The 26,225-nt window shown below is 33.6% G+C and carries 17 protein-coding genes; 8 read left to right on the top strand and 9 right to left on the bottom strand.

Annotated features, from left to right (window positions below):
• Nucleotides 1-112 precede the first annotated feature (112 nt).
• On the bottom strand, nucleotides 113-6,460 hold the full coding sequence (locus A4F88_RS16565) for an alpha-2-macroglobulin family protein (RefSeq protein WP_068843768.1): 6,348 nt from the start codon (nucleotides 6,458-6,460) through the stop codon (nucleotides 113-115).
• Nucleotides 6,461-6,590: 130 nt separating this feature from the next.
• Between A4F88_RS16565 and A4F88_RS16570 the strand changes: the two genes are divergently transcribed.
• Both A4F88_RS16570 and A4F88_RS16575 read left to right on the top strand, forming a co-directional pair.
• The gene (locus A4F88_RS16570) at nucleotides 6,591-7,274 is read left to right on the top strand and encodes a tetratricopeptide repeat protein (RefSeq protein ID WP_068843769.1); all 684 of its coding nucleotides are present in this window, start codon (nucleotides 6,591-6,593) and stop codon (nucleotides 7,272-7,274) included.
• 70 nt (nucleotides 7,275-7,344) lie between these two features.
• Complete coding sequence (locus A4F88_RS16575; RefSeq protein WP_068843770.1) at nucleotides 7,345-8,700, top strand: UDP-N-acetylmuramate--L-alanine ligase; 1,356 nt, start codon at nucleotides 7,345-7,347, stop codon at nucleotides 8,698-8,700.
• 100 nt (nucleotides 8,701-8,800) lie between these two features.
• Here A4F88_RS16575 and A4F88_RS16580 read toward each other — a convergent pair whose 3' ends face one another.
• A complete protein-coding gene (locus A4F88_RS16580; RefSeq protein ID WP_068843771.1) occupies nucleotides 8,801-9,433 on the bottom strand; it encodes a DUF1287 domain-containing protein in 633 nt (210 codons plus the stop codon).
• A 133-nt stretch (nucleotides 9,434-9,566) separates the two neighbouring features.
• Here A4F88_RS16580 and A4F88_RS16585 point away from each other — a divergent pair, with 133 nt between their 5' ends.
• The 4 genes from A4F88_RS16585 to A4F88_RS16600 are packed head-to-tail and all read left to right on the top strand — an operon-like array spanning nucleotide 9,567 to nucleotide 12,163.
• Nucleotides 9,567-10,037 carry a GNAT family N-acetyltransferase gene (locus A4F88_RS16585; protein ID WP_068843772.1) on the top strand — a complete coding sequence of 157 codons (471 nt, stop codon included), beginning with the start codon at nucleotides 9,567-9,569 and terminating at the stop codon, nucleotides 10,035-10,037.
• Nucleotides 10,038-10,727: a RadC family protein gene (gene radC, locus A4F88_RS16590; RefSeq protein ID WP_068843773.1), complete on the top strand. Its 690-nt coding sequence runs from the start codon at nucleotides 10,038-10,040 to the stop codon at nucleotides 10,725-10,727.
• A gap of 3 nt (nucleotides 10,728-10,730) precedes the next feature.
• Nucleotides 10,731-11,417, top strand: a complete 687-nt coding sequence (locus A4F88_RS16595; RefSeq protein WP_068843774.1) for a YjjG family noncanonical pyrimidine nucleotidase — start codon at nucleotides 10,731-10,733, stop codon at nucleotides 11,415-11,417.
• 2 nt (nucleotides 11,418-11,419) lie between these two features.
• Nucleotides 11,420-12,163 (top strand): hypothetical protein, encoded by a 744-nt coding sequence (locus A4F88_RS16600; protein WP_068843775.1) that lies wholly within the window; start codon nucleotides 11,420-11,422, stop codon nucleotides 12,161-12,163.
• 15 nt (nucleotides 12,164-12,178) lie between these two features.
• Here A4F88_RS16600 and A4F88_RS16605 read toward each other — a convergent pair whose 3' ends face one another.
• Entirely contained in the window at nucleotides 12,179-13,456 is a 1,278-nt protein-coding gene (locus A4F88_RS16605) for a replication-associated recombination protein A (protein ID WP_068843776.1), read from the bottom strand.
• Nucleotides 13,457-13,674: 218 nt separating this feature from the next.
• Here A4F88_RS16605 and A4F88_RS16610 point away from each other — a divergent pair, with 218 nt between their 5' ends.
• Both A4F88_RS16610 and A4F88_RS16615 read left to right on the top strand, forming a co-directional pair.
• A complete protein-coding gene (locus A4F88_RS16610) occupies nucleotides 13,675-14,439 on the top strand; it encodes a rhomboid family intramembrane serine protease (RefSeq protein WP_068843777.1) in 765 nt (254 codons plus the stop codon).
• 65 nt (nucleotides 14,440-14,504) lie between these two features.
• The gene (locus A4F88_RS16615; protein ID WP_068843778.1) at nucleotides 14,505-15,011 is read left to right on the top strand and encodes a hypothetical protein; all 507 of its coding nucleotides are present in this window, start codon (nucleotides 14,505-14,507) and stop codon (nucleotides 15,009-15,011) included.
• A 4-nt stretch (nucleotides 15,012-15,015) separates the two neighbouring features.
• Here A4F88_RS16615 and A4F88_RS16620 read toward each other — a convergent pair whose 3' ends face one another.
• The 6 genes from A4F88_RS16620 to A4F88_RS16645 form a co-directional block, all read right to left on the bottom strand.
• Nucleotides 15,016-15,819 carry a DUF2490 domain-containing protein gene (locus tag A4F88_RS16620; RefSeq protein WP_068843779.1) on the bottom strand — a complete coding sequence of 268 codons (804 nt, stop codon included), beginning with the start codon at nucleotides 15,817-15,819 and terminating at the stop codon, nucleotides 15,016-15,018.
• Nucleotides 15,820-15,854: 35 nt separating this feature from the next.
• A complete protein-coding gene (gene rlmB, locus A4F88_RS16625; RefSeq protein ID WP_068843780.1) occupies nucleotides 15,855-16,589 on the bottom strand; it encodes a 23S rRNA (guanosine(2251)-2'-O)-methyltransferase RlmB in 735 nt (244 codons plus the stop codon).
• 91 nt (nucleotides 16,590-16,680) lie between these two features.
• On the bottom strand, nucleotides 16,681-18,060 hold the full coding sequence (locus A4F88_RS16630; RefSeq protein ID WP_162268800.1) for a SusD/RagB family nutrient-binding outer membrane lipoprotein: 1,380 nt from the start codon (nucleotides 18,058-18,060) through the stop codon (nucleotides 16,681-16,683).
• 17 nt (nucleotides 18,061-18,077) lie between these two features.
• The gene (locus tag A4F88_RS16635; RefSeq protein ID WP_068843782.1) at nucleotides 18,078-21,125 is read right to left on the bottom strand and encodes a SusC/RagA family TonB-linked outer membrane protein; all 3,048 of its coding nucleotides are present in this window, start codon (nucleotides 21,123-21,125) and stop codon (nucleotides 18,078-18,080) included.
• A 310-nt stretch (nucleotides 21,126-21,435) separates the two neighbouring features.
• Complete coding sequence (locus A4F88_RS16640) at nucleotides 21,436-22,941, bottom strand: SusD/RagB family nutrient-binding outer membrane lipoprotein (RefSeq protein ID WP_068843783.1); 1,506 nt, start codon at nucleotides 22,939-22,941, stop codon at nucleotides 21,436-21,438.
• 11 nt (nucleotides 22,942-22,952) lie between these two features.
• On the bottom strand, nucleotides 22,953-26,168 hold the full coding sequence (locus A4F88_RS16645; protein ID WP_068843784.1) for a SusC/RagA family TonB-linked outer membrane protein: 3,216 nt from the start codon (nucleotides 26,166-26,168) through the stop codon (nucleotides 22,953-22,955).
• Between the last annotated feature and the right edge of the window lie 57 nt (nucleotides 26,169-26,225).

Genomic DNA, 26,225 nt, shown 5'->3' on the forward strand with positions numbered 1-26,225 from the left:
CAGAAATTAATTATGAAATTGATTGTCATCCTGAGCGAAGTCGAAGGCTCGCCAATTGGAACGGTGTCTTCGACTTCGCTCAGACTGACAAACTTCATCCAGTCTGAAAAAATTATTGAACTTTTACCCGAATCCCTTTTGTGTGACTTGAAAACTCCGGAGCGTACATACTTTGAATTGTTGTAATTCCGTTTGAGAATTCACCGCTGTTGTTTACTCTTATATCATATTCTATTACATACGTTCCTTTGTTGATAGTATCAAAAAAGAAATGTGTTGCAGCATCTTTTGTACTCATGTAATACCCTAAATGATCTTTATATTGATATTCTGAAATTACATTTACAGGTTCGAAACAAGAAGCTCTCATATCTTTTAAATGAACAAATTCCATGTCTTCCTTAGAAGTAATAATTAATCGTACGGTTACCAAATCTCCGGTTTTTAAAGAATTTTTAGAAGTGATTTTTTCTAATTGATCACCTTTTAAAGTGTTTTTCTTTAAATACAATTCTTTCGAAACAGATAAAACAGCACCTGAATTCGTTTTTATTTTATCTAAATCTTCAAAATACTGCCAGTAAACCCCTCCATAACCAGGAACTTTAGATTTGTTTTCAATTTTTATTGAAGCCATTTCTTTTTTTACTTCTTCGGCTTTCCAAGTCATTTTAATGTAACCCGTTTCGGCTTCTTTTTCATTATCTGCTAATTTCTTAGTTAGGATTTTCTCATTACCTATTTTAATAACAGTATTGTCTTTTACACTTAACCAATCCCTGCCTTGCATTAATAAAGCATAAATGGCTTCGGTGGTTGATTTTGTTGTGGGCCAGTTTTTGGTTTGTTTGTTTTTCAAAAGCCATACTTTCATTGCATCAACAGATTGAGTATCGTTTGTCACTTCGGCGAAAGCCTCAATTAATAAAGCCTGAGTTTCAATTGGTGCCTGATACCAATACCAGCCTGCTTTATTCGCAATCCAGTACATTCCCCAATCTTCATTATTTGAAGATGTTTCTTTTAAACTTTCAATTATTTTTTTTGCCGTTTCTTTTTCCCCAAAACGATTCAGCGTTATCGCTGCTAATCCTTTTTCGTAAAGAGAATACTGAAGCCAATCTTTTTTAGCCGTTTCCAAGTATAATTTTGAAGCTTTTTTTAATTCATCAGACATTGGATATTTCTCCAAATAAAAACTTCTGGTGTACAGATAATGCAAATCAGAATACGGATTGATCCAGATTAATTTGTCGGTTGCTTTTAAGTTTTTTGTTCTCGTTCTATAATATTCTAAAAAATTATTATCCAAATACGGAATTCCGGTTTTTGCAATTTGATCTATTTTATTTTCATTATCTTCAGATTTACTCAGCTTCGCCAAATGACCTAAACCGGCTAAAATATGTCTCGTAATATATTCACTTTCTGAATAGCCGTCAAACCATGGAAATCCGCCAGAAGCACTTTGTTTTCTTTTTAATTTTTCGAATGTAGCTTCCTGAGAATTTTTCATTTTTTCTAAATCAAATAAAAGCGCTAAATTCTTTTTCTTTTCTTCTTCAGATTGAGCATCATTGAGCCAAGGAGTTTCTGCAAGAATAAGCGATTTTAATTCCTCGTTTTCTTCTAACTTAGAAGTTGGTTTACCGCTTTTTTTACAAGTTTCAAAAACAGTTGCAATTTTTGGATTACTCGAAATGATTTCTGATGCCAAGGCATTTGCATAATATCGTGCAAAAGTCTGCTCGGCGCATTCATGTTCATATTCCATTAAATAAGGAAGCGACTGAATGGCGATCCAAGTTGGGTTTGAAGTATATTCAAGTGTAAACTGATGATTTCTTAAAGTCGAAGAATTATTGTTTTTTAAATTCTCAAACGTGTATTCTTTAGTCGAATTTTCACGGACCCAAAGCGGAATACTTTCGGTAACCAACATATTATTAGTCAAAACCGGAAGTATATTTTCTTCTCCATCAGAAAAATTGCCAGATTTTGCCACAATTTTATATTGTACACCTTGCAAACCTTCAGGAATCGCAATCGTCCAGTTTGCCGTTGTGTTTCCGTAACCCGGAATTGTAAAGTTTTTAATGTTTTTTAAGTTTAACATTTTGGCATCAATTGGTTCCATAGTCACGGCATCAAAAAACTGTAAACTTGCGATTCCGGTTTTTACTTCATTGGTGACATTTGAGATTTTCGCACTAATCACAATCGTATCTTTTTCTCTAAATAAACGAGGCAAATTAGGTAAAATCATTAATTCTTTTTGTGTGATAATGCTTTTCTCTAAATAACCAGAAACGGCATCTTTATTATGTGCCAATAAACGAAGTTTCCACGCTGTTAAAGCTTCAGGTGATGTGAAATTGAAACTTACATTTCCGTTGGAATCTGTTTTTAGATGTGGAAAAAAGAATGCTGTTTCGGAGAGATTTTTTCTAGTTTTTACCTGCGTCAACAATTCCATTGCTTTTTTTGTGGTGATAATAATAACACCGTTTGCACCTTTACTTCCATAAAGAGCTTTAGCTTTATCAGCGGTTAAAAAATCTATAGATAAAACATCTTCAGGAGTTATTTTGTTGAAATCACTTTCTGATAAGGTTTCTCCATCAATGATATATAATGTTGATGTATTTACGGCCATTGATGTTAGTCCGCTTACAATTTTTTTACCCGGAATAAATTTTATTTTATCTGTTTGATAATAATATTCAGGATTTTCAGTCGTTTCACTTGCGTGAGCAACAACAGGCTTTACGAATTTAACTTGACTAACTTTGATAGGAGATCTTTGAACAACATCACCTCCTTCAATCACCATAGCATTTACCGGTCCAGCTCCTACAGGTTCATCAACAGTTAAAACAGCGTCTGGATCTCCTTTAATAGTTACTTCTCCCACTTTCCCATCTTTAATTTCTAGTATAGTCATGCCAAGATCACCAAAATGACTATAATTGAAATTAAAACCAAACCAGTTTAATTGTGTTTCTTCATCCTCAAAATAAGTAGCACCAACATATTCATTTAGATTATTTACTTCCATATGGGTTTTGGCTAAACCTAAATCAGTTTTAAAATTAATGCTGTTGTAAGTGTTACGGTAAATATTCAAGTTCTGCCAATTTTTAATGCTGAATTGGTCTAAAGAACTGTCATACATAGAAGCTAAAACCTCGGCTTCGGTTTTTGTGTTAACACCATTTAATTTAAATGACCAGTTTTGCGGACTTCCGGGTTCAATCTTACTTCTAAAACTTTCAACAGTCCATTCTAATTTTGCTTCTGGCTCTTTAAGTGCTACATCAAGCATTTGTGTATAACTGGAATTTTCGAAAACACTTTCAAAACCTAATTTTATTTGGTTTTCAAATTCATCCTTTAACGGAATTTTAATTACAGTTTCATTGCTTTCTAAATGAAAAATATCTTCAAAGAAAGTACTGCTTTGGTAATTGCCACTCACAATAATATAAAGATCAGGAATAGGAGAGGTTACTTTTACTAGTACAAAGCCATCTTTCCTTGGGCCATCATTGACTTTTTTTACTGTTAATAAACTGCCTGCATAAAATTTTTCGGCACTTTGTTTAATTTGAAATATAGAGGAATTTTCGATAGGATTATTGAAACTATCTTTAGCTGAAAAGACCATTTTATAAGTTCCCGATTTATAGTTGGAAATGAAATCTAAGACAATTTTTTTGTCTTTTTGCGTGTCTACCTTTTTAGAGAATACTAAAACTTCTGCAATTTTATTTTCGTCTTCATTTTTATTGATTTCATAAGGAAATAGTTTTTCAAAATCTTCATCTGAAATACCCTTTATATCTGGCTGTTGAAAAATTCTGCGTTTAAATTTACTAGGAAAAGTACTTACTAAATATAATTTTACTTCGCCTTTGGCAGCCAAAAATTCTCCGTTCAGATTGGTACTTGATAATGTTATTTCGTTTTTGTCTTTAGTTTCTATAATTGAGGGAATAGATGCATTAAGAATCAAATCATGATAGCCGACTTTTACAATTGTCTGTGCAGTATGTGTTTCGCCATTTAGATCTGTAACCGTTGCTTCTATTTGATAATTGAAAACGGGCAATTCCTCTTTTCTATTGTTTTTTGAAGGAAGAGCTTTAAAGTCAATTGAAAATTTCCCTGAAGCATCCGTTTTTGTTTCTCCAACAACAAGAGTTTCTTTCTCTTCACGACCATAATAATTTCGATAATAACTGGTATATCGGGTTACATTGTATTTTACGATAGCATCAGAAATGGAGCTTCCGGCAAATGCTTTTGCGTTTCCTTTAATTTTAACCACTTGATTGAGTTTAAAAGACTCTTTCTTAGGTTCAAAAGTAACCTCAAATTTTGGACGTTTGTATTCCTCTACTCTAAAGGAAGTTCTCTGGTTATAAAAATCCACTTTATACCAAGGTAAGAGTTTAGACTCTTCGTTTGAAGAAATGTGAACTTTTTGCGCGACAATACTGAAATTTCCAGTCAGCCCATTTTTAGGAAGTACAAATTCTCCTGAAAACGAACCAAACTCGTTAGCAGTAACTTCCATTTTTTTTATGACTTGATTATTGACATCATAAACCGAGACTTCAAACCTCGCATTGGGCACGATACTGCTTTTATTTTTGTTTTTTTGAAAAGCAATACCTTTATAAAAAACAGTCTGACCAGGTCTGTAAATAGCACGATCTAAATAAAACTCTATTTTGCCATCTGTTCTGTTGTCAGGATTATATTCTGATACATGTTGTATGTAATAATTTCTCTCAACCATCAAAGAATCACCATCTTTTGAAAACTCAACAAACAAATTATTGTCTTCGTTTGTAGTTTTTGTAAAAAAAGCAATGCCTTTTGTGTTTGTCTCAGTTGTAACATTCTTAAATTTTACAATGGCGTTTTCAACTGGTTTACCGGTTTTTCGGTCTAGAACTTGATAACTTTCTGTATTTTTTTGTTCAGAAGCAAGCACCATCAAATTGGAAACCGACACGATATCACTTGCATAAGCTTTTTCTTCTTTTGAATCTGAATCGCTTTCTACATAAATCAAATAATGTCCAAGAGTTAGTTTTGGCAGTAAAACTTCTGTTGTATAATTAAAATAGTCTTTTTTGTTTAGGAGGTCATAATTTTGCGAAACAACTGGAGACCTTTTAGCAGTAATTAATTTAGACAGACTGTCTTGTTTTTCGCCTTTTTTAAATTCTTTTAATTCCGAAAGACTAATTTTAAAAAAGGAAATTTTAAAACGCTCTACATTTTGGTAATATATTAACGCTCTAGTATTTTTATTCGGATAAATATATTCTTCAAGTTCTAATGATAATGATTTGGAGAGAATCTGTGCTTTTTTTTCCAAAGCATCGCTTGCAGGATATGAGTTTTCATTGATTTTTACAATCTCATCAATCAGTGCAAGAGCTTTAATGTTGTTTTCTGGATAAGTTGTTTTGGATGCATTTTTCACGAGGATTGAAACCTGTTCCAATTTAATTTTCTGGATAAGTGGTTTCTCTTCGGCTTTCTTTTCAATCAAAGCGAGGTAAGTTTCGAAACGATCATCTAAGTTTAAAAATGTTTCCTGACAGAATTTAACTCGTTCAAACTGATTTTCTAAAGATGGATCATTTATTTCTTTCTGTTGGTATAAGAATAGAGTATTTTTTAGGTTTGTTTCAGTTATAAAATCGAGATTAAGTTGTATAAAAGCTTCAGAATTACCAAAAAACGATTCTGTGTAAGGGACAAATTCATTTTCTGAAATTTCCCAGCGTTCTATTTTAGAGGAAAAATAAGCAATATTCTCCTCTAATAAATAGTCAAATAAAGTCTGTTTTTTAAATTTTGAGTTTTTATGAAAGTAAAATAAAGCTTCATAATTGCTTAAAGGCGTACTTTTTAAGATTGATGCATTTTCTAATGTTTTTTTATAAAGTTCAGTAATTTCATCTTCAGAATAAAAATCAGTTTCAGAAGAATCTGAATCTTCCGTTGACGTATCTAAGGCAGAAGCAGTCGTGTCTACCGAAGTAGTTTCGTAATCTACTACTGAAGCGGCACTATCTACCATTATTTCGGTATCACCATAATCGCGGTAATGAATCAAAAATTTCGCATAAACCAGATTTAAAAGTGCTTTTGACGGGACGGAAACCCGGTTTATATCCCTTTTTAGATTGGCTAAAGTTTTGGTTTTAGCATTTTCATCCAAAGTATAAAGGTACTTTGAGGTATGAAAAAAGCATTTTATCATTTGTACTTCATCATTTTGAGTAACTGCTTTTTTGTAAATGCGATCTACAATTCTGTTGGCAGATCTAATTCTTCCGACGTTTTCAAGTGCCATGATTTTTTTCCATTCTTTGTCAAACTGCTGTGCGAAAACGGTGGTCGAAATCAATAAAAATAACAGTAAAATCTTTTTCATAAAGTAGCTTTTTATATCAGAGAGTGTTTTTGTGGCGTAAAGGTTGGTTTATATTAAAAATAATTTTCGTACAAATTACTAATTTATGTTTAAAAGTGAATAACATTCTATATTTCCTTATTTTTGAAACATGAAAAAACTACTCTTTCTTTTTTTATTTGTGCCCATTTGTATCTGGTCACAATCGAATTTTGAAAAAGGAGAAAAATTGTTTCAGGCAAAAAAATATGATGAAGCCGAAGTTGTTTTTGAAACAGTTCTAAAAGTAAATCCATTAGATGTAAAAACATTGGAATATCTGGGAGAAATTGAAGCACATCAAAAATCCTGGGTAAAAGGAGCTGAATATTTTAAGAAACTAAAAGAATTAAAGCCTACAGTAGCGGATTATTTTTTTAAATACGGAGGTTGCCTGGCAATGCGGGCAATGGAAGTAAATAAAATAAAAGCTTTTTCTATGGTTGGCGATATGAAAGAGGCATTTGAAAAAGCTATTGTTTTAAATCCAAAACATGTTCAGGCAAGATGGGCTTTGATAGAGATATATTTGCAATTGCCAGGAATTTTAGGAGGAAGTGAATCGAAAGCAATTGCGTATTCGAATGAATTAGCGCAATTTTCACCAGTAGACGGATATTTATCAAGAGGAAGAATCGAGGAGTATTTTAAGAGATATACTGCGGCTGAAAAAAATTACATAAAAGCAAATGAAATTGGTAAATCAAAAGTCACATTTCAAAAATTATATAATTTATATTTGAATAAATTAAAAGACCCTAAAAAAGCCAGGGAATTGAAACAAAAAGTTGAGTGATCATAATCAGAACTCAAATTAAATTCTAAACATTAATTAGAATTTAGAACTTAAAAATTAGAATCTTAAAATGAAAACACATTTCATCGCCATAGGCGGAAGTGCCATGCACAATTTAGCTTTAGCATTGCATAACAAAGGATATCAGGTTACAGGTAGTGATGATGCTATTTTTGAACCATCAAAATCAAGATTAGAAAAAAAAGGAATTTTACCAAAAGAAATGGGTTGGTTCCCTGAAAAAATTACTGCCGATATTGATGCTATAATTTTAGGAATGCATGCAAAAGCAGATAATCCTGAATTGTTGAAAGCACAGGAACTAGGGCTGAAAATCTACTCTTATCCGGAGTTTTTATACGAACAGTCTAAAAATAAAACGCGTGTTGTAATTGGTGGTTCTCACGGAAAAACAACTATTACTTCGATGATTTTGCATGTTATGCATTATCATAATATCGAAGTAGATTATATGGTAGGGGCACAGCTGGAAGGTTTTGATACCATGGTGCATCTTACTGAAGAAAATGATTTTATGGTTCTGGAAGGTGATGAATATTTGTCTTCACCTATCGACAGACGACCGAAATTTCATTTGTATCAGCCTAATATTGCTTTGATTTCCGGAATTGCGTGGGATCATATCAATGTATTCCCAACCTATGAAAATTATGTAGAGCAATTCGAAATTTTCATTGCGAAAATTACAAATGGAGGAATCTTGGTTTATAACGAAGATGATGCAGAAGTAAAACGAGTGGCAGAAGCAGCTACAAATCCAATTCGTAAACTGGCTTATACAACACCAAAATATACTGTGAGTGATGGTGTAACTTTACTGGGAACTCCGGAAGGCGATATGCCAATTGAAGTTTTTGGAGCGCATAATTTGAATAATTTGGCCGGTGCCAAATGGATTTGCCAAAACATGGGCGTAGATGAAGCTGATTTTTACGAAGCAATTGCAAGTTTTAAAGGTGCATCTAAGCGTTTAGAAAAAATTGCCGAAGGAAAAGGAAAAGTAGCCTATAAAGATTTTGCTCACTCACCAAGTAAAGTAGCAGCAACTACAAAAGCGGTTAAGGAGCAATATCCAAACCGAACTTTGGTAGCTTGTTTGGAACTACATACTTATAGTAGTTTAAACGCAGAATTCTTGAAAGAATATGAAGGAGCACTTGAATATGCTGATGTTGCAGTTGTATTTTACTCGCCGGATGCAGTAAAAATTAAACAATTAGAAGAAGTAACTTACGATCAGATTGCTAATTCTTTCAATAGAAAAGATTTAATTATCTATACAAATCCTGCTGAATTCAAAGAGTACCTTTTCAATTTAAACCTTGATAATTCAGCTTTATTATTAATGAGTTCAGGAAACTATGGCGGATTGAACTTTGATGAAGTAAAAGAATTGATTAATTAGAAAATGAATCAATTCAAAAAATAGATAATGTGCCAATTGCTATGCGTTGGCACTTTTTTTATAATTGTCTAATTATGTAATTTTCAAATTGGCACATTATCTAATTCAATTTCCAATATCGATAATGCCCTGTAATTTTGTATTCAAACAAACAATCCTGAAGAACCTGACCATTACCAACATTGTGTACAATTAGATTTCGTTTTCCGTCAGGAGATTTTCGGTTGGTAACAATGCCAATGTGTGGCAGTTTATCATTAATCATCCAGGTTACAAGTTCTCCGGTTTTATAGTCTTCTGGATTTTTCGTTACAGGAAGTTCTTCTCCTTTTCTTGCAAAAAAGACTTCTAAATTAGGAACCCTTCTGTGGTCAATATTAGTATCTGTTTTGATCATTCCCCATTTCTCTAAATTCGGATATGCCGAAAAATTTTCAATCATATCTTCGTGAACTTCTTTTTGTAAATCAACGCCTAATTTTCGATAAGAACGAATAATAACATCTGTGCAAACGCCTTTGTTTTTAGGAATATCCCCATCTGGATAAGGAATAGAAAAATAAGCAGGATCATAATCTACAGAAGGATCAATAATTGAAATTGCTGCATCTGATAATTTATCTGCAAAAGTTTTATTGTGAGTTGAAAGGTTTTCAGTAATAGAAATTTGATCTTGTTTTCGATTACAAGAACAAAAAACGATAATTATTGCTAAAATATAAGAAGTTCTCATCTGTTGTAATAAATTTAGATGTTTTCAAGATTCACATTTGCATTTAAAATTAATTAATTTAAAAATAGTAACTGCTGTTTGTGAGTGATTTTTCTTATTTTTTAATATATTAGCCTTTTAAGATTATGATAAAATGAATTCAAGAATAAAGGTTGTGAAAACAACAAGTGAAAACCCGGATTTTATATCCCTGATAAAAATATTTGACACTTTTTTATGGGATAGGTATCCTGAACTCAAAAAGGATTATTGGGGTAATAACCTGATAGAATTTAATGCAAATGTTGTTCTTATTTATTTAGATGAAAAAGCAGTTGCAAGTGGCTGTTTTAAAAAATATAATGAAAACACAGTCGAACTTAAACGAATGTTTGTTTCACCTGAAGCAAGAGGTTTGGGTCTGGCACAATTAGTAATTAAAGAGCTTGAAAAAGAAGCAAAAAATCAAGGTTTTCAAATCATGATTTTAGAAACTCTGTACAAACAAATTGAAGCAATAAGTTTATACCAAAAGGTAGGTTTTGAGATTATCGAAAACTACGAGCCTTATGTTGGGCTGTCGAATAGTATTTGTATGAGCAGATTCATTAATACAGTACAATAGATGGCAACTCATTCTTCAATTTCAAAATGGTCTGAAGAAGATCGTCCTCGTGAAAAATTAATGCTTAAGGGTAAAGAGGCTTTAAGCAATGCTGAATTAATTGCTATTTTAATTGGATCAGGAAGCAGAAATGAATCGGCAGTTGATCTAAGCAGGCGAATTTTGGCTAGTGCTGCTGATAACCTGAATTCTTTGTCAAAATTGACAATTACACAATTAATGAACTTTAGGGGAGTAGGTGAAGCCAAGGCAATAACAATTGTAGCTGCCTTAGAATTAGGTCGTCGCAGGAGGATTGAAAAAACAGTTGAATTGGTAAAAATTGTCTCAAGCAAAATGGTTTTCGAAATTATGCAGCCCATTATTGGCGAATTACCGCATGAAGAATTTTGGATGCTTTTTCTGAATAATTCTAATAAAGTGATTTCTAAATCTAAACTGAGTACAGGAGGTATAACAGGTACAATCGTTGATGTTCGTCTTGTTTTTAAATTAGCACTCGAAAGTAGCGCTACCAGTTTGATTTTGTGTCACAATCATCCTTCTGGAAATTTACGTCCCAGTGATGCTGACAAAGAAATTACAAAGAAATTAAAGGCAGCAGGAAATGTTCTAGATGTTAAAGTTTTAGATCATTTGATTATAACTGAAACAAAATATTATAGTTTTGTAGATGAAGGAATTTTTTAACTTATGAATACCACAATTACCGATGTCTTTTTTGACTTAGATCATACACTTTGGGATTTTGATAAAAACTCAGAAATGGCTTTTGACCGAATCTTTAAAAGCAAATTTCCCCAAATTAAAATAGAAGATTTTATACTTAAGTATGCTCCTATAAATCAGGAATGCTGGAAATTATATCAGCATGATAAAATTACGCATCAGGAACTGCGTTATAACAGATTGAAGCTTTCTTTTGATGCATTAAATCTGGAAGTGTCAGATAAGGATATTAATCAAATCGCAGAAGATTATATCGAGTTCCTGACAGATAACAATTATCTGTTTGATGGTGCAATCGAAGTTTTAGATTATTTAAAAACAAAATACAGATTGCATATCATTACAAATGGTTTTGCAAGTGTTCAGGACAAAAAAATTAATAACGCTGCACTTTCAGGTTATTTTGCTACAATCACAAATTCTGAACTGGCAGGTGTTAAAAAGCCAAATAGTATTATCTTTGATTATGCGATAAATAGTGCCAAAGCTTCAAAGGAGAATAGTATTATGATTGGAGATTGTCTTGATGCCGATGTGAATGGAGCATTAAATGCCGGTCTTGACGCTATTTTCTTTAACGATAAAAAGATTGAAGCACCTGAGAATATTAAACAAATAAACCATTTATTAGAACTTAAAAAATATTTATAATTATGAGAATTAAATTTTTGTTGATTGCCCTTCTTACATCAGTTATTGGATTTTCGCAAACTGTTAACGATTACAAAGCAGTTATTGTGCCTTTAAAATATGATTTTCTAAAAACAGAAAACCAATATAGAATGTCAACAATGACCAAGGCAAATTTAAATAAAGCAGGTTTTCAGGCTTTTTATGGTAATGAAGAACTTCCTGCAGGTTATGGAGATCGTTGTGATCTTTTATATGTTGATGTAAAAAAAGACAACGGTTTTTTAATTACAAAACTTTTTGTGGAATTTAAGGATTGTTACGGAAAAGTAATTTATACCTCGGAAATTGGAAAAAGTAAAGAGAAAGATTATGAAGTAGCTTATAGAGAATGTCTTGATTTAGCATTTGTTTCTATCAATGCTTTGCATTATAAATATAACGGAAATAGTGGAAGTACATCATCAAGAACCACAACTCCTGTAGCATCATCTGCTGTAATTGCTACAACAGCAGTTGTGGCAGCACCGGTTGCTGATATGAAAGATCCTAATCTGTTATATGCGCAGCCAACAGAAAACGGATATCAATTAATAGATAAAACTCCAAAAGTGGTTATGAAGTTGTTAAAAACATCTCGCCCTGATTCATTTATCGCAATAAAAGATGGTATTCAGGGATCTTTGAATGCAAAAGACAATCAATGGTTTTTTGAATACTATAAAAATGATCAATTAGTTTCTGAAAAAGTTTCAGTAAAATTCTAAAAATACAATAGGGCTTTAATAGCCATATTTATCTTTCCAACGGTTCTTTAAGAATTCGCGGTTGCTATTCTCTCTCGAATTGCTTCCCGGATTATAAAGAACCGTTTCTTTTATAGCATCAGGTAAAAACTCCTGTTCAGCAAAATTATTGGCATAATCATGCGAATATTTATAATCATCACCATAACCCAATTCCTTCATAAGCTTTGTTGGAGCATTTCTTAAATGAATTGGAACCGGTAAATCGCCAGTTTGTTTGACCAATTGCTGAGCGTTTCCAATTGCCATATACGAAGCATTGCTTTTAGGAGAAGTGGCCAAATAAATAGCGCATTGACTCAATATAATTCTGCTTTCAGGATAACCAATAGTAGTTACAGCCTGAAACGTATTATTTGCCATTATAAAAGCAGTCGGATTTGCATTTCCAATATCTTCACTGGATAGAATAAGCATTCTTCGGGCAATGAATTTTACATCTTCTCCACCTTCAATCATTCTGGCTAACCAATATACAGCTCCATTAGGGTCACTTCCGCGAATTGATTTTATAAAAGCCGAAACGATATCATAATGCTGTTCACCACTTTTGTCATACAAAACAGTATTTTGCTGAACCAGTTCGAAAACACGATCATTTGTAATGATTATTTCATCACCTGCAGATGCATTTATAACAAGTTCAAAAATATTCAATAACTTTCTTCCATCTCCACCAGAAAGTCGGAGCAAAGCCTCCGTTTCCTTTAGGGAAATATTTTTAGATGCCAGATAAGTATCTGTTTTCATGGCACGATGTAGTAAAGCCTCCAGATCTGCTTTTGTAAAAGCATTTAAAATATAAACCTGGCAACGTGACAATAATGCAGGAATAACTTCAAAACTAGGATTCTCTGTTGTTGCACCAACAAGCGTGATCCAGCCTTTTTCGACCGCAGCTAAAAGAGAATCTTGCTGAGATTTACTAAATCGGTGAATCTCATCTATAAATAAAATAGGATTTTTAGCAGTAAATAAGCCGCCACTTTGCTTGGCTTTCTCAATTACATCACGTATGTCTTTTACACCAGAATTTATGGCACTTAAAATATAAAAAGGACGTTTAGATTCCTGCGCAATAATTTGAGCTAAAGTTGTTTTTCCAGTTCCGGGGGGTCCCCAGAAAATTAAAGACGGAATAATTCCTTTCGAAATTTGTTGCGTCAACGAACCGTTTGGTCCAACCAAATGACTTTGACTAATGTAATCTTCTAATTTTTGTGGGCGAATTCGCTCGGCTAAAGGTGCTTCCATTTTGTAAAATTACTATTTTCAGTTCTAAATCTGTATGTTTAGGAGCTATTTCCTGCTGTCCGCTTTATCTTTTGTGGCGAACCCCGCCACAAAAGGATGCCGCTTTCATCAGGGCTAGTTGTATTCATAAGGATATTTTTTGCCTAGCTGACAAATTATCAGCAAATTAAAATTGGATAGTTTTTTGATGTTGCATTCAGAACTTATATATAAAAGCAATGAATGATAACCATTTTAAATTTTCGAATGCTGTAATTGGTCTTCCGGTTTTGTCTGTTCTTTTGTTGTGGATTATTTATTGGGTTCAGATTCGATTTGATTTTGATTTCTATGAATATGGAATTTATCCAAGAGAATTTTACGGTTTGAGAGGGGTTTTATTTAGCCCTTTCATTCATGAAAATTTAAGCCATCTGTATAATAATTCTATTCCTCTTTTGGTTTTGTTAGCGGCTTTGCAATTTTTTTATCCTAAGCAATCATTTTCGGTTATTGTATACGGAATTTTATTTTCGGGATTAATTACCTGGATTATAGGCCGCTCAAATTTTCATATTGGTGCCAGTGGATTAATTTATGTTTTAGTGAGTTTTATTTTCTTTAAAGGAATCCAAACACGGTATTACCGGTTAGTTGCTCTTTCTCTTTCCGTAATCCTGCTTTATGGTGGAATGATTTGGTATGTCTTTCCTGAGGTAGACAAAACTATTTCCTGGGAAGGGCATTTGGCTGGTTTTATTACTGGATTTGCAATGTCTTTAATGTACAAAACCCCTGAGTATGCAAAACCTATTGTATATGATTGGCAAAAGCCTGATTTTAAGCCTGAAGAAGATCCGTTTATGAAACATTTTGATGAAAACGGAAATTTTGTTAATACAGAAGTTCCTGAAGATACTCCAGATGATTTTTCGGGGTACTTTTACTCAAATATTCCAATTAATTATACTTTGACAAAAAAGGAATCAGACGAGAAAATATAAATCATAATACTCATTTAATTTTAAAGTCGTATTTTTGTTTGTATGACGTTTCTAATTAACGAGTTATGAGGAAAGTTGACTTAGTAATTATATTTTTTTTAGTTTTTGCTACATCGCGAGTATTTTCGCAATGTGACATTAAAAACAGGGTACTTGCAGATGGTACAATGATGTATTATTTTGCACCCGCCAATTTTTATAAGACAAAATCAAAATCATTAAAAATTAATATTGTTACAGATAAAGAGCATTTTTTTGTTACGCTTCAGCCCACACCATTTCCTGATAAGAAAGAAGGAAAGAAAATCAAAGACGATTTAATTATTCAACTCGCAAATAATAAAAAATATAAACTCACCCATTACGATACTCAATACAGACACAATGATTCTGTAATGCAGGTTCTTTATTTAATAGATCAGAAAGATGTTGAAGATTTCTCTAAGTTTGAAGCAGTGATTGCAGAAATTAATATGGAAGGTACAGAGTTTATACGCAATTATGATTTTAAATTACATAAAGATGCTATAGTAGAACAATTAAGATGTTTTTTGAAGAAAGATGACAAATAGTAGATTAGTCATCACTTTTTATAGTGTTGTTGTGATTTTGTAATTTCTTTTGAATGTTCCTGAACAGATTGTTGAATGTAACAGTTAATGAGGCTGCATTTACAATTTGATTTCCTTCATCTCTTGGCAAATATTCATTTGCATAGGTTAATTCTATTTGAATGTCATCAGTAAATAAATAGCCAGCACCAATGTTAAATCTATTCCGGTCAAAAAAACTAAGTCCTGTAACTTTTGTTTCAGATTTAAAAAATAGTTCGTCTGAAGCAATTGCATAAAAAACTCCTTCCCGAAGTACTTTGCTATTAATAGGTTGTAGATACTTTACTTGTTGACGATAACGGAGAACATTTTCGTAATCATCTTCTCCGTTTCTCATGTGTCTTAATTCTATTCGCATTCGGGTACTTAAAGTGTATCCAATTTTATGAAAATAGTATATGCCTTGTAATGCAAATCTCCATTCCGGTGATTTAAATTGACCAATTTCAGGTACATCTTTGTTGTCAATGTAGGAAACAAAAGAAGAAAGTTTCCACCTTGGTGTCAAATAATAATGTCCCCAGCCTCTAAAAGATTTTTGAGTATTCTGTTCAAAAATATTAGATGAAGTTGCAGTACTGCTATAAGATGAGCCAAGGTCTAATTCAGTTGACCATTTGTCATTTATTGTTGTTGTGAACTGAAATTCATTCCAAAATTGTCCATACGTAGTAGTTTGTCCGTAACTTAAATTTGTAATTAAGAAGATTACAAATAAGCAACAGGCTTTAAAAATGAATATATTATGAGTACATTTTAAAGACATTCATGATATATTTATTTGTCATCGCAATTGTACGATTAACTTCTTTGGCGAACAGTTTCGTATAAAAATGCTCCGCAGGCAACCGATACGTTCAAAGATCCAATTGATCCAAACATAGGCAACTTTGCTTTTTCATCCACAATTTTAAGTACAGAAGGGTTTATTCCTCTGTCTTCAGAACCCATGATAATAGCAACAGGTTCATTTAATGTGATATCGTAAATATTCTGATCTGTTTTCTCAGTTGCAGCGACAGTTTTAATTCCTGATCCCTGAAGGTAGAAAATGGCATCTTTAATATGTTCAACTTTGCAAATAGGTACATTGAAAACTGCTCCGGCAGAAGTTTTAACAGTGTCTCCATTTACTGGTGCAGAACCTGCTTTTTGAACAATGATTCCGTTTACACCTGTACATTCTGCAGTTCTGATGATGGCTCCAAAATTTCGAGCATCGGAGATTTGATCTAAAATTAAAAATAAAGGTTTAGAACCAGATTCGATTGTCGATTCAACTAAATGTTCCAGTTCAATAAAACCAATAGGAGAGATGGTTGCAACTGCTCCCTGATGATTATTTGGTGTTAATCGGTTTAATTTTTCTACAGGTACATAAGAGAAGTTAATGTTTGCGCGTTTCATCACCTTCATTAAGTCCTTCATTAACTCTCCGGAAATTTCTTTTTGTATAAATACTTTATCTACTTCTTTTCCTGCCTGAATAGCTTCTATAATGGCTCTAATTCCAAATATTTGATGTTCTTTTTCCATGAGGCAAATATAGGTATAATGTTTATATAAAAAAAAACCACTCTGAATGAACAGAGTGGTTTTTGGTATGCTTAATAGTTATTGTTAACTATTATTTATCCCACCATACATTTGTAGTAACATTACTTACTACAGTTGCATTTGGATTGTATTGTCTTTCGTCGGACGGAGTAGGTAGTCTAACAGGTATAGTTTTTGATTGAGAATTTTGATTCGGTATTAAAGCAGGGAATCCGGTTCTTCTAAAATCATTATATGGCTCCATCGTTAAGAATAGAGCAAGATATTTTTGTTGAATGATACTTGCAATATCAAATGTTGCTGTTGCTGCAGTTAAGAATGCTGGCGTAGCAGCTGTACCTGTTGTTTTTAGAACAGATGCAGCTACAGCTTGACTTAAAGCAGTTTGAACTCCTGGCTGATTTAATCTTGCTTTAGCTTCAGCTTCAATAAATTTAGCTTCAGCATAAGTTACTAAACCAGTACTAGATGATGAAGTGGCAAATGCGTTTCCAATATAAGAAGTGGAGATAGTCGTTTGATCTTCTGCTGCATTTCCTGTGTAGTTACCATTTGAATCTTTTGCAATAGAAAATGGTAATCTCGGGTCATTCGTATTCTGTAAATAATCTACAAAATATTTACCTACTTTTAAATAATCTTTACGAGTACCATTATTAAGAGCAAACCATTGATTCCATCCATTTGCAGTTCCAGGGAAATATGTATTAGCATCATCATCATTAGAAGCAATACCTGACAAAGTTACAAACTGTAAAGCTTTTTGAGCAGCATTAGTATCAACAGAAGTTAATCGTAATGCATATCTTGCTTTTAATACATAAGCAATTTTAATCCATTGTGCTGTGTTACCATTAAAGATAAAGTCATCAGTACCTGGTTTTGTAAGATTACTAGCTGCTGGCTTGTTTAGATTAGTAATCGCATTATCAAGTATTGTTTGCAATCTTTGGTAGATTTCCTCTTGTGTGTTGTATTTTGGTGCTTTGTTTCCAAGGTCAGCTTTAAAAGCATCATCATAAGGGACATCACCCCACATGTCTGTTGCGTATCCTAGGTTAATTGCAGTTATAATTTGACCTATTCCATTGTACCATGGATATTCAGCTCCAAAATCACGATTTAAGATATGGCCACTTACTAATGTTGTACCATAAATATTGTTCCACTCATTGTTTACATCTTGCTCAGTAATAATGTAACGTGAAACAGGGCCAAATTGACCAACGTCAGTACCAGATAAGTGTTGTGTAAAAATTGAAGCAGTTCTTATCACTCCACTTGTACTTGTAGAAAAGGTCGAAACTTCCATAGCTGCCACCAACAATGATGGTGTAGTGGTTATTGGAGAATTTGGATTTTCATTAAAGGTGTCTAATTCTGTCTGACAGCTGGATAGTAAGCTAATACTAAAAGCTGTAAGAATTATACTTTTTATATATTTTTTCATTTTCATTTATTTTTAGATTAAAAACTTACTCTTAGGCTCATTATGAATGATTTACTACCTGGATTGTTGAAATAATCTAATCCATTAATTCTCGATCCTGCACCAGTTAAACTAGTTTCAGGGTCCACGCCTTTGTAATTTGTGTTTAACCACAAGTTTCTTCCTGTTAATGATATTTGCGCGGCACTAAAGAATGGGAATTGTTTAACGTTGAAATCATAACTAATAGTGGCATCTCTTAATCTAACCCAGTTTACAGTTTCTACAGCTTCTTCTGCAGCACCTCCGTTATCACCAAGGAATTCTCTGTAATATTTTTGTGCTGGTATAGCAATGTCATTTTTAGTTCCATCTTCTTTTACACCATCAATAATGTATGTGTGCTCTCTGTCTGCTGATCTTTCAGAAAGACCGAAGTTGTCTAATCTAGCTAGTGTACCGTTATATACTTCTCCACCATGTCTGATGTCTATTAATGCTGACAAAGTAACTCTTTTGAAAGAGAATGTGTTTCTGATACCTCCTGTCCATTTTGGAGCAGAGTTTCCTAAATTACCAGTTTGTTCAGCAATTATTGGTAATCCATCACTACCGATTATTTTTTGCCCGTTTGCATCACGTTCCCATTTTGATCCATAAAAGCTTCCTAATGGTTGTCCTTTTACAGCAAAATATCCGATTGAAGCAAAAGCACTTTCTATAGAAATTGCATCTAAACCACCAGAAATGTCGGTTACTTTATTCTCGTTTTTAGCCCAGTTTAAGTTAATATTCCATTGAAATGGATTGCTTTTTTTGAAAATGTCATACCCAACTTCTAATTCGATACCTTTATTAACTAATTCTGCAGCATTTCTGTAATCAATACCAAAACCAGATGATTGAGGAAGCGGTACATTGATTAATAGGTCTTTAGATGTTTTGTAGTAAAGGTTAAGGTCTATTGCTAAACGATTTTCCAAAAATTTAGTACTTAGCCCAAGGTCATGTCCTAATACTCTTTCTGGTTTTAAATTTTGATTTCCTAATGTTCCAGATGGAGACATTCCGTTTACTCCATTATATGGGAAGCTTAATCCGTCAGTAAATCCGTCAGTCATAAATGGTTGAGCAAAAGTACTTATTGTTCTGTAAGCTGCAGGTGCAATACCTACTTCTCCATAACCGTAGCTTAATTTTGCAAAACTAGCCCAATCAAATGTATTTGATAAAATCCAAGACGCAGTTCCTGAAGGGAATATGGCGCTTCTTACATTGTTACCATAGGTAGATGACCATTCTTTACGAACAGTTCCAGCTAAAAAGATCTGATCTTTAATGTCGAACTCTAATTGTCCAAAAACAGCTCTTGACATTGTATTTTCTTCATAATTTGATGCATATAATTCAGTAGCGTTTCCTAAGTTATACACACCTCTAACTGCTAAATCTTTACCTCTAGAATATACACTTAAGTATTGAGTAGAACGTAAGTTAAGACCTGCTGTGTAATTTACTTTTAACCAATCAGTTCCTAATGGTAACAAACCAGAAGCAATAAAGTCGCCATAATAATCTTTGTTTGTGATACTGTTAAAAGCAACTTCACCAATTCCGCCTAAGCCATCTCCATTTGATGATATAGCGAAAATTTGTTTACGAGCATCTGAATAAGCATCTATACCCCCTTTTGCAGTTAAATTTAACCATGTAGCAGCATTATATGTTAAATACATGTTTCCTAAAGCACGATTAACGTCACTAGTAGCAGGGTTTTCATTTACAGTAAAATAAGGATTGTCATAAGAAGAAACATAATTTTTATTATCTCCAACTGGTGTTATGTAATTTCTTAAGTCATAATTAGTAGGAGAACGTAATAAACTCAACATTACACCTGCTACGTTACTACCGTTTTGGGCTAGAGTATTTGTTGTGTGTGTGTACTGTAAGCTACCTCCTGCTTTCCATTTTTCGCTAAGTCTTAAGTCTCCTACGAATCTAAGAGTGTTTCTCTTTAGTCCTGTTTCAGGGATCATACCTGTTTGAGTCACATTACCATAAGAAGCTCTAAAAGTTGCTTTATCATCTCCTCCGCTAATAGAAAGGTTATTTGTTAGTGTTATACCTTCTTGGAAGAAGTTTTTTTCATTATTGTAAGTTGGTAGTCCTAATGATGCTGCAGTAGGCCCCCAGCTTTGAGGTGCAGAAGGGTTAAATACGTTGTTTAATCCTTGAGCATATATTCTTTGTTTTGCAGGTAATTGACTTACTTTATCAATTCCTAATGAAGTAGTATAATCAATTCCTAAGCCTTTTCCGTTTTTACCTTTTTTGGTAGTATATATAATTACACCGTTACCAGCTCTTGCTCCATATAGGGCAGCTGCAGCAGGTCCTTTTAGTATAGTTACACTTTCTACATCATTAGGGTTAATATCTAATGCTCTGTTGGAGTTATTGATACCTGATAAGTTAGCATTAAAAGGGTTATCCCCTGCTGCAGTTTGATCAGTAGTATTATCAATAGGTACACCATCAACAACAATTAAAGGATCTGTTGTACCTGTAATTGTATTAGCTCCTCTAATGATAATTTTACTAGAAGCACCTGGAGTGCCACCAGAACCAATTACTTGTACACCAGCAGCTTTTCCTGCTAAGGCCTGAACAAGATTTTGCTCACCAGATTTTGTGATTTCATCTGAAGTTACTTTAGATACGGCATATCCAAGTTTTTTCTCGTCTTTTTTGATACCTAATGCAGTTACTACTACACCTTCAAGTTCTACTGAATCATCTTTTAATTTTACATTAAGAGAAGTTGAACTTGCAGCTACTTCCTGAGATTTCATCCCAATGTAGCTAAATACCAAAATTTGGCTTGATGATGCTTTGATAGAGAATTTACCATCAAAGTCTGTTTGCGTTCCTGTTTTAGTTCCTTTAACTAATACACTCACGCCCGGCAAAGGCATTCCTGTATTATCAGAAACTGTTCCAGAAACAGCTCTTTCTTGCGCGAAAGTAAGTTGCGCAACTAGTACTAATAAAAGCACTAAGAATCCATTGAACTTTAGTTTCATTTTTAAATATTTTGAATTAGTTTGACAAAAATCTTAATAATTTGTTAATCTACCTAATGTAAGAGGCTTTTTTTTTAGTTAAATTATGATTTTGTTATTGGATATTATTTTTTTATAGTTAAAAAAGTTAGATAAGTTGTAAATTCGTAATTTTTTAAAAGAAATATGATAATAATTAAATTTATTAAGAACGTATAAAATGTTAAATTTTAAGAAAGGACTGCTATGTTTTTTTATTTTATAAATTTTTTAACAAAAAAACCACCCTATTTTTAGGGTGGTTTAATGTTAAGTTATTGTTAGGAACTTTTTATTTGTCCCAGAATATTTTTGTGCTTAATTTATCGCCTCCTATTGAAGTTGAAGCGGCATTGTAATTTGTTGCATTTAATGTTTGTTCTCTAATAGGATATGCCATTCTTGATGGAACTTGTCCTCCGGCTGCTGCATCTGCGTTTGCAGGTGGTGTAAGTACTGGAAAGTTTAATCTTCTTGTTGATGTCCATCCTTCAAAACCTCGGTTAAACAATGCATACCATGCTTGTTCACCAACTTTTTGCTGCCATGTTCCTGTTGCTGTAGCATAAGCAACTTTAGGTTGAGCTAAATAAGTGTCTGCATCTGTAGAGCTTACTCCCCAATCTTCCATAGAGGCTTTGATTGCAGCTGTGTAATGTGACTCTATGGTACCACCTACTGCTACGCCTCTTCCAACAGCTTCTGCTAATAAAAACTGAACTTCTGCATAATCTAATAATGTTCCGCTAAAATCAGGTGCTTTAATTTTGTCACTTACGTGAGTGTATCTCGATTGGCTATTTTTCGAACCAACAATACCTCCTCTGTAACCTGTAATGGTTATCAGGTCACCAGTAACAGGGTCTGTATCCTTGTAAGTTGGTCTGAAATAAGGTGTTTTTCTTGGATCATTTAATGTAACTAATGCATCAACAAAAGGTTTTGCTACAACAAAATCATTTCTTCCGGAGAATACCATATCTACATAAAGTGGATTTGTATTTGGAAGGTTTGCCATATAAGGTAATTTAGCATTGTCAGCATTTGAAGTGAATGCACCTGCAGCAGCTGATACAATAGTTGCATCGGCAAGTGTAGATTCTGAACCTGATGCTTTTAGATTTACACCTAGTCTTAGTTTAATGCTATTAGCAAATTTAATCCAGGCATTTAAATCGTCTTTGTAAATTACTTCAGCATCTCCAAATCCCGGATGTGATGTGTCTATGTCTGCAATATCTTTATTAAGGCGAACAATCAAATCCTTATATATGTCTAATGCCTTGTCATATTTAGGAAGGTAGTTTCCAGATCCTTTTAAAGATTCAGTATAAGGTACATCTCCAAATGTATCTACTAATATTTGGTAAGTATAAACCATTAGAATGTCAATTTGAATCAATTGATTTTTTTTAGTAATGGTTTTTTGAGCGAATTCCGGATCTCCAGATGGGATTACGTCTTTCTCTAAAAAGCCTTTTGCTTGCGATAAATCTGCTAAAGCTCCGGCATAAAGTCTGTCCCAGTGATTGTCTGAGATTTTACGGGTAACCCAGTTGTAAGTTGATTCATCCAGATAAGTGGTTTCTGTCCATTGTTGGTTTACCAATCTAAAAATGTTTCTGTTTACATTGGTATTTACAAGTTGTTCTGTAAGTCCTTTTTCTGCATTTGTAAATAAAGTGCTTGCGGGTACTACAGAAGGATTTTTTACATCTACATTTAGGTCTGTTAGGCTGCTATCGTCACATGATACTGTGAGAAACATGATTCCTAAAGCATATATTAAATTTTTCATTTTTTTCTGTATTAAAATTTGAATGTTAAGTTAAATCCAATATCTCTTGTTGTTGGAAGAGATCCTACTGAATAACCTCTTGAGCTATTTCCTGAAGATAGTCCACTTTCTGGATCTGCGTAAGGTAGATTTTTACTGATTATCCATAAATTAGATCCTACAAGACTTGCGGATGCTGAGTTTAAAAATGTATTTTCGAACATTCTTTTAGGGAAGTTATAAGTAATAGATACTTCTCTTAATTTTACAAATGATGCATCATAAATAAATGCTTTGTTTGGGGCAGCTTGATATCCCATGCTGTTCGCAATAGAGCCTCCTTTTGTTTTTACTGTATTTGGAGTGCCATTAGGTGCAACACCTGGATTTAAAACACCATTTTCTCTAATGTCACCTACAGCAGTTTCTTTATAAAGCCCTGATGCTAAGCCGTAATACATGTCTAGTGAGAAAATATCTCCGCCTTTTTGAGTATCAATTAAGAAACCAAAAGTTAAATTTTTATAAGTAAATTTATTTCTAACACCACCAATCCAATCTGGAGTTATGTTTCCAATTGTATTACTTGAAGATGTAGTGATCATGTATTTTCCAGTAGCCTGATCGATAGTCGGTTGTCCGTTTGTGTAAACATAGTCAGTGCCTTTTAATGCTCCATAAGCTTCTCCAGGTGCTGCATTTACAGTAACACCTCCTTGGAAAGCTCCTAGTTGAAGGTTGTCTAATCCATTAGGTAAAGAGATAACTTTACTTCTGTTATTTGACCAGTTTACAATAATTTCCCAGCTAAAATCTTTTGTTCTGATTGGGGTTCCGTTTAGTTGAATTTCGAATCCTCTGTTTTCTATATTTCCGCCATTAACAAGTCCGTTAGTATAACCTGATCCTGAAGAAACGGCGGCTGCAACGATTTGATCAACTGAGTTTGTTTTGTAATAAGTGATGTCAAATCCTAAACGTCTGTCTAATAGACTTGTTTCTAAACCAACTTCGAATGATTTTGTTCTTTCAGGCTTAAGACCTGGGTTTTTATTAATGCTTCGGAATGGAAGTAATAATGAATTGGTATAAAGAGGTTGTCCCTGAAAGTTAGAAACTCTTGTATATGTGTTGTTGAGTTGTAATGCATCAGCATCATTTCCAACTTCTGCATAGTTAACTCTGAACTTTCCTAAATTTAACCAATTTGCTTTTACAACATTTGAAAACAAAAATGATCCGGAAACTGCAGGGTAGACATATGTGTTGTTATCGTCAGGTAATGTAGATGATACGTCTCTTCTTACGGATGCATCTATAAAGTAAGTATCTAAGTATCCAACAGAACCCTGAGCATAGATACCATTTACACCTGAAGAAATCTTAGCTTCTTTTGGAAATGGAAGGTCAAGACGAGAGTTAGATAAAGCATATATTCCAGGTACTACTAAACCTCCAACAGTGGAAGATAGGACATTGTCTCTGTCGTTTCTTCTGATGTTAGTTCCAATTACTCCGTTTATGCTAATGTCTTCTCCAATTTTTTTATTGAAGTTTAACATTACATCATAGTTGATCTCCTGGAAATTAATGTCGTTTCTTTGGTAACCTGAAGATTCATCAACTGGTGAAAGTCCAAAACCTGAAGCAATAGAACCTATTGCTCTTCTTTCTTCCTGAAGTTGTTTGTAGGTGTCTAAAGAGACTCTTCCTAATACGCTTAACCAAGGTGCTATGTCATAATTAAGAGAGGCGTAGCTAAATAAACGTGTTCTGTCATCAGATGAATAATTTTGATAACGAGTGAAATATGGGTTGTCCCAGTATGCTGGCACTAAGCCTTCTGGAGATGTCGGATCTGCCCAGTTCCATGTTATGTTTTGTCCGCCTGAAGCAAAGTAAACATCTTTTTGAGCCTGAACATCTGTATTTGTTTCCCACCATTGTCTAAAGTTGCCCATAATGTTGTCATTATAACCAGTAGAGTTTCTTCCTACTGTGCTTTGTAATGTTACAGCAGCATAAGCATTAGCAGTTAATTTATCAGTAACTTTTTGACTGAATCTGGCACTTAACTGATTCTTTTTTAATTCACTATTTGGTAGAATGCCAGTTTGGTTCGTATTTACATATGTCATGGAAAGGCTAGATCTTTCTGTCGATTTTTCAAGAGATATGCTATTAACGAAGGTTTGTGAATCTTTGAAGAAAGTGATCGGACCATTTTTAGCAGCTGCCCATGGAGTAGCTTTTCCATAATTAGGAGAGTATGGTGTGAAAGCATCCCATTGGTAAACCAATCGGTTATCGAATGCATCCCCGTCTGATGCGTCATTTGAAGTGTCTACTGTGTCAGGAGTTCCTGTTCCTAAAAATGATGATCCAAAGCCATATCCTGAACCATATCTATCTTGGTATTTAGGAAAGGTTGATCTGTCTACGCTTCCGTTTGTGAAACCACTTGAGAAAGAAAATCCTATTTTATTATCATTTGATTTTCCTTTTTTAGTGGTTACCATTACTACTCCGTTTGCTGCACGCGACCCGTAAAGAGCTGTTGCAGCGGCTCCTTTAAGGATATTGATGCTTTCGATATCTTCCTGATTGATATCAGAAGCATTGTTACCATAATCGTAACCTCCGCCACCAACTTGTTGAGAAGTTGCATTTGAGTTTGAGTTGTCAATTGGTACACCATCAATTACCCAAAGTGCCTGGTTGTTTCCAGTAAGAGATTTGTTTCCTCTTATTACAACATTTGTTGATCCTCCAAAGTTGTTATTTCTTTGAACTTCTACACCTGCTGCTTTACCGGATAAAAGGTTGGCAACGTTAGTGCTACCAGCTCCGCCATTAACATCTTTGCCTGAAATTTGTTGGGAGGCATACCCCAGAGATTTTTTCTCTCTTTTAATCCCCATGGCTGTTGTAACTACAACACCTTCTAATTGTTGAGCATCTCCGGATAACTTAGTGTTAATCTGTGAAGAGCTTGCTGCAATCTCTTGCGACTTCATTCCGATATAACTAAATACCAGAATTTGACTTGTTGTTGCTTTGATAGAATACTTACCATCAAAATCAGTTTGTGTTCCGGTTTTTGTTCCTTTAATTAATACACTTACACCTGGTAGTGGCATACCTGCATCATCGGTAACAGTTCCCGAGACAGCTCTTTCTTGCGCATAGGTTAATTGCGCGAATAGTACTAGTAATAGTACTAAAAATCCATTGAACTTTGGTTTCATTTTCTCAATTATTTTGAATTAGTCCTACAATATTCATAATAATTTGTTAACAAACCT

The organism is Flavobacterium chilense (genome assembly GCF_001602525.1).
GTDB classification, from domain to species: domain Bacteria; phylum Bacteroidota; class Bacteroidia; order Flavobacteriales; family Flavobacteriaceae; genus Flavobacterium; species Flavobacterium chilense.

Excerpts from the sequence above, each read along its gene's own strand:
- A4F88_RS16620 (WP_068843779.1), bottom strand. The coding sequence starts at position 15,819 with ATGTCTTTAAAATGTACTCATAATATATTCATTTTTAAAGCCTGTTGC.
- A4F88_RS16575 (WP_068843770.1), top strand. The coding sequence starts at position 7,345 with ATGAAAACACATTTCATCGCCATAGGCGGAAGTGCCATGCACAATTTA.
- A4F88_RS16595 (WP_068843774.1), top strand. The coding sequence starts at position 10,731 with ATGAATACCACAATTACCGATGTCTTTTTTGACTTAGATCATACACTT.
- A4F88_RS16570 (WP_068843769.1), top strand. The coding sequence starts at position 6,591 with ATGAAAAAACTACTCTTTCTTTTTTTATTTGTGCCCATTTGTATCTGG.
- A4F88_RS16580 (WP_068843771.1), bottom strand. The coding sequence starts at position 9,433 with ATGAGAACTTCTTATATTTTAGCAATAATTATCGTTTTTTGTTCTTGT.
- rlmB (WP_068843780.1), bottom strand. The coding sequence starts at position 16,589 with ATGGAAAAAGAACATCAAATATTTGGAATTAGAGCCATTATAGAAGCT.
- A4F88_RS16605 (WP_068843776.1), bottom strand. The coding sequence starts at position 13,456 with ATGGAAGCACCTTTAGCCGAGCGAATTCGCCCACAAAAATTAGAAGAT.
- A4F88_RS16610 (WP_068843777.1), top strand. The coding sequence starts at position 13,675 with ATGAATGATAACCATTTTAAATTTTCGAATGCTGTAATTGGTCTTCCG.
- A4F88_RS16615 (WP_068843778.1), top strand. The coding sequence starts at position 14,505 with ATGAGGAAAGTTGACTTAGTAATTATATTTTTTTTAGTTTTTGCTACA.
- A4F88_RS16645 (WP_068843784.1), bottom strand. The coding sequence starts at position 26,168 with ATGAAACCAAAGTTCAATGGATTTTTAGTACTATTACTAGTACTATTC.
- A4F88_RS16640 (WP_068843783.1), bottom strand. The coding sequence starts at position 22,941 with ATGAAAAATTTAATATATGCTTTAGGAATCATGTTTCTCACAGTATCA.
- A4F88_RS16565 (WP_068843768.1), bottom strand. The coding sequence starts at position 6,460 with ATGAAAAAGATTTTACTGTTATTTTTATTGATTTCGACCACCGTTTTC.
- A4F88_RS16635 (WP_068843782.1), bottom strand. The coding sequence starts at position 21,125 with ATGAAACTAAAGTTCAATGGATTCTTAGTGCTTTTATTAGTACTAGTT.
- A4F88_RS16630 (WP_162268800.1), bottom strand. The coding sequence starts at position 18,060 with ATGAAAAAATATATAAAAAGTATAATTCTTACAGCTTTTAGTATTAGC.
- A4F88_RS16600 (WP_068843775.1), top strand. The coding sequence starts at position 11,420 with ATGAGAATTAAATTTTTGTTGATTGCCCTTCTTACATCAGTTATTGGA.
- radC (WP_068843773.1), top strand. The coding sequence starts at position 10,038 with ATGGCAACTCATTCTTCAATTTCAAAATGGTCTGAAGAAGATCGTCCT.
- A4F88_RS16585 (WP_068843772.1), top strand. The coding sequence starts at position 9,567 with ATGAATTCAAGAATAAAGGTTGTGAAAACAACAAGTGAAAACCCGGAT.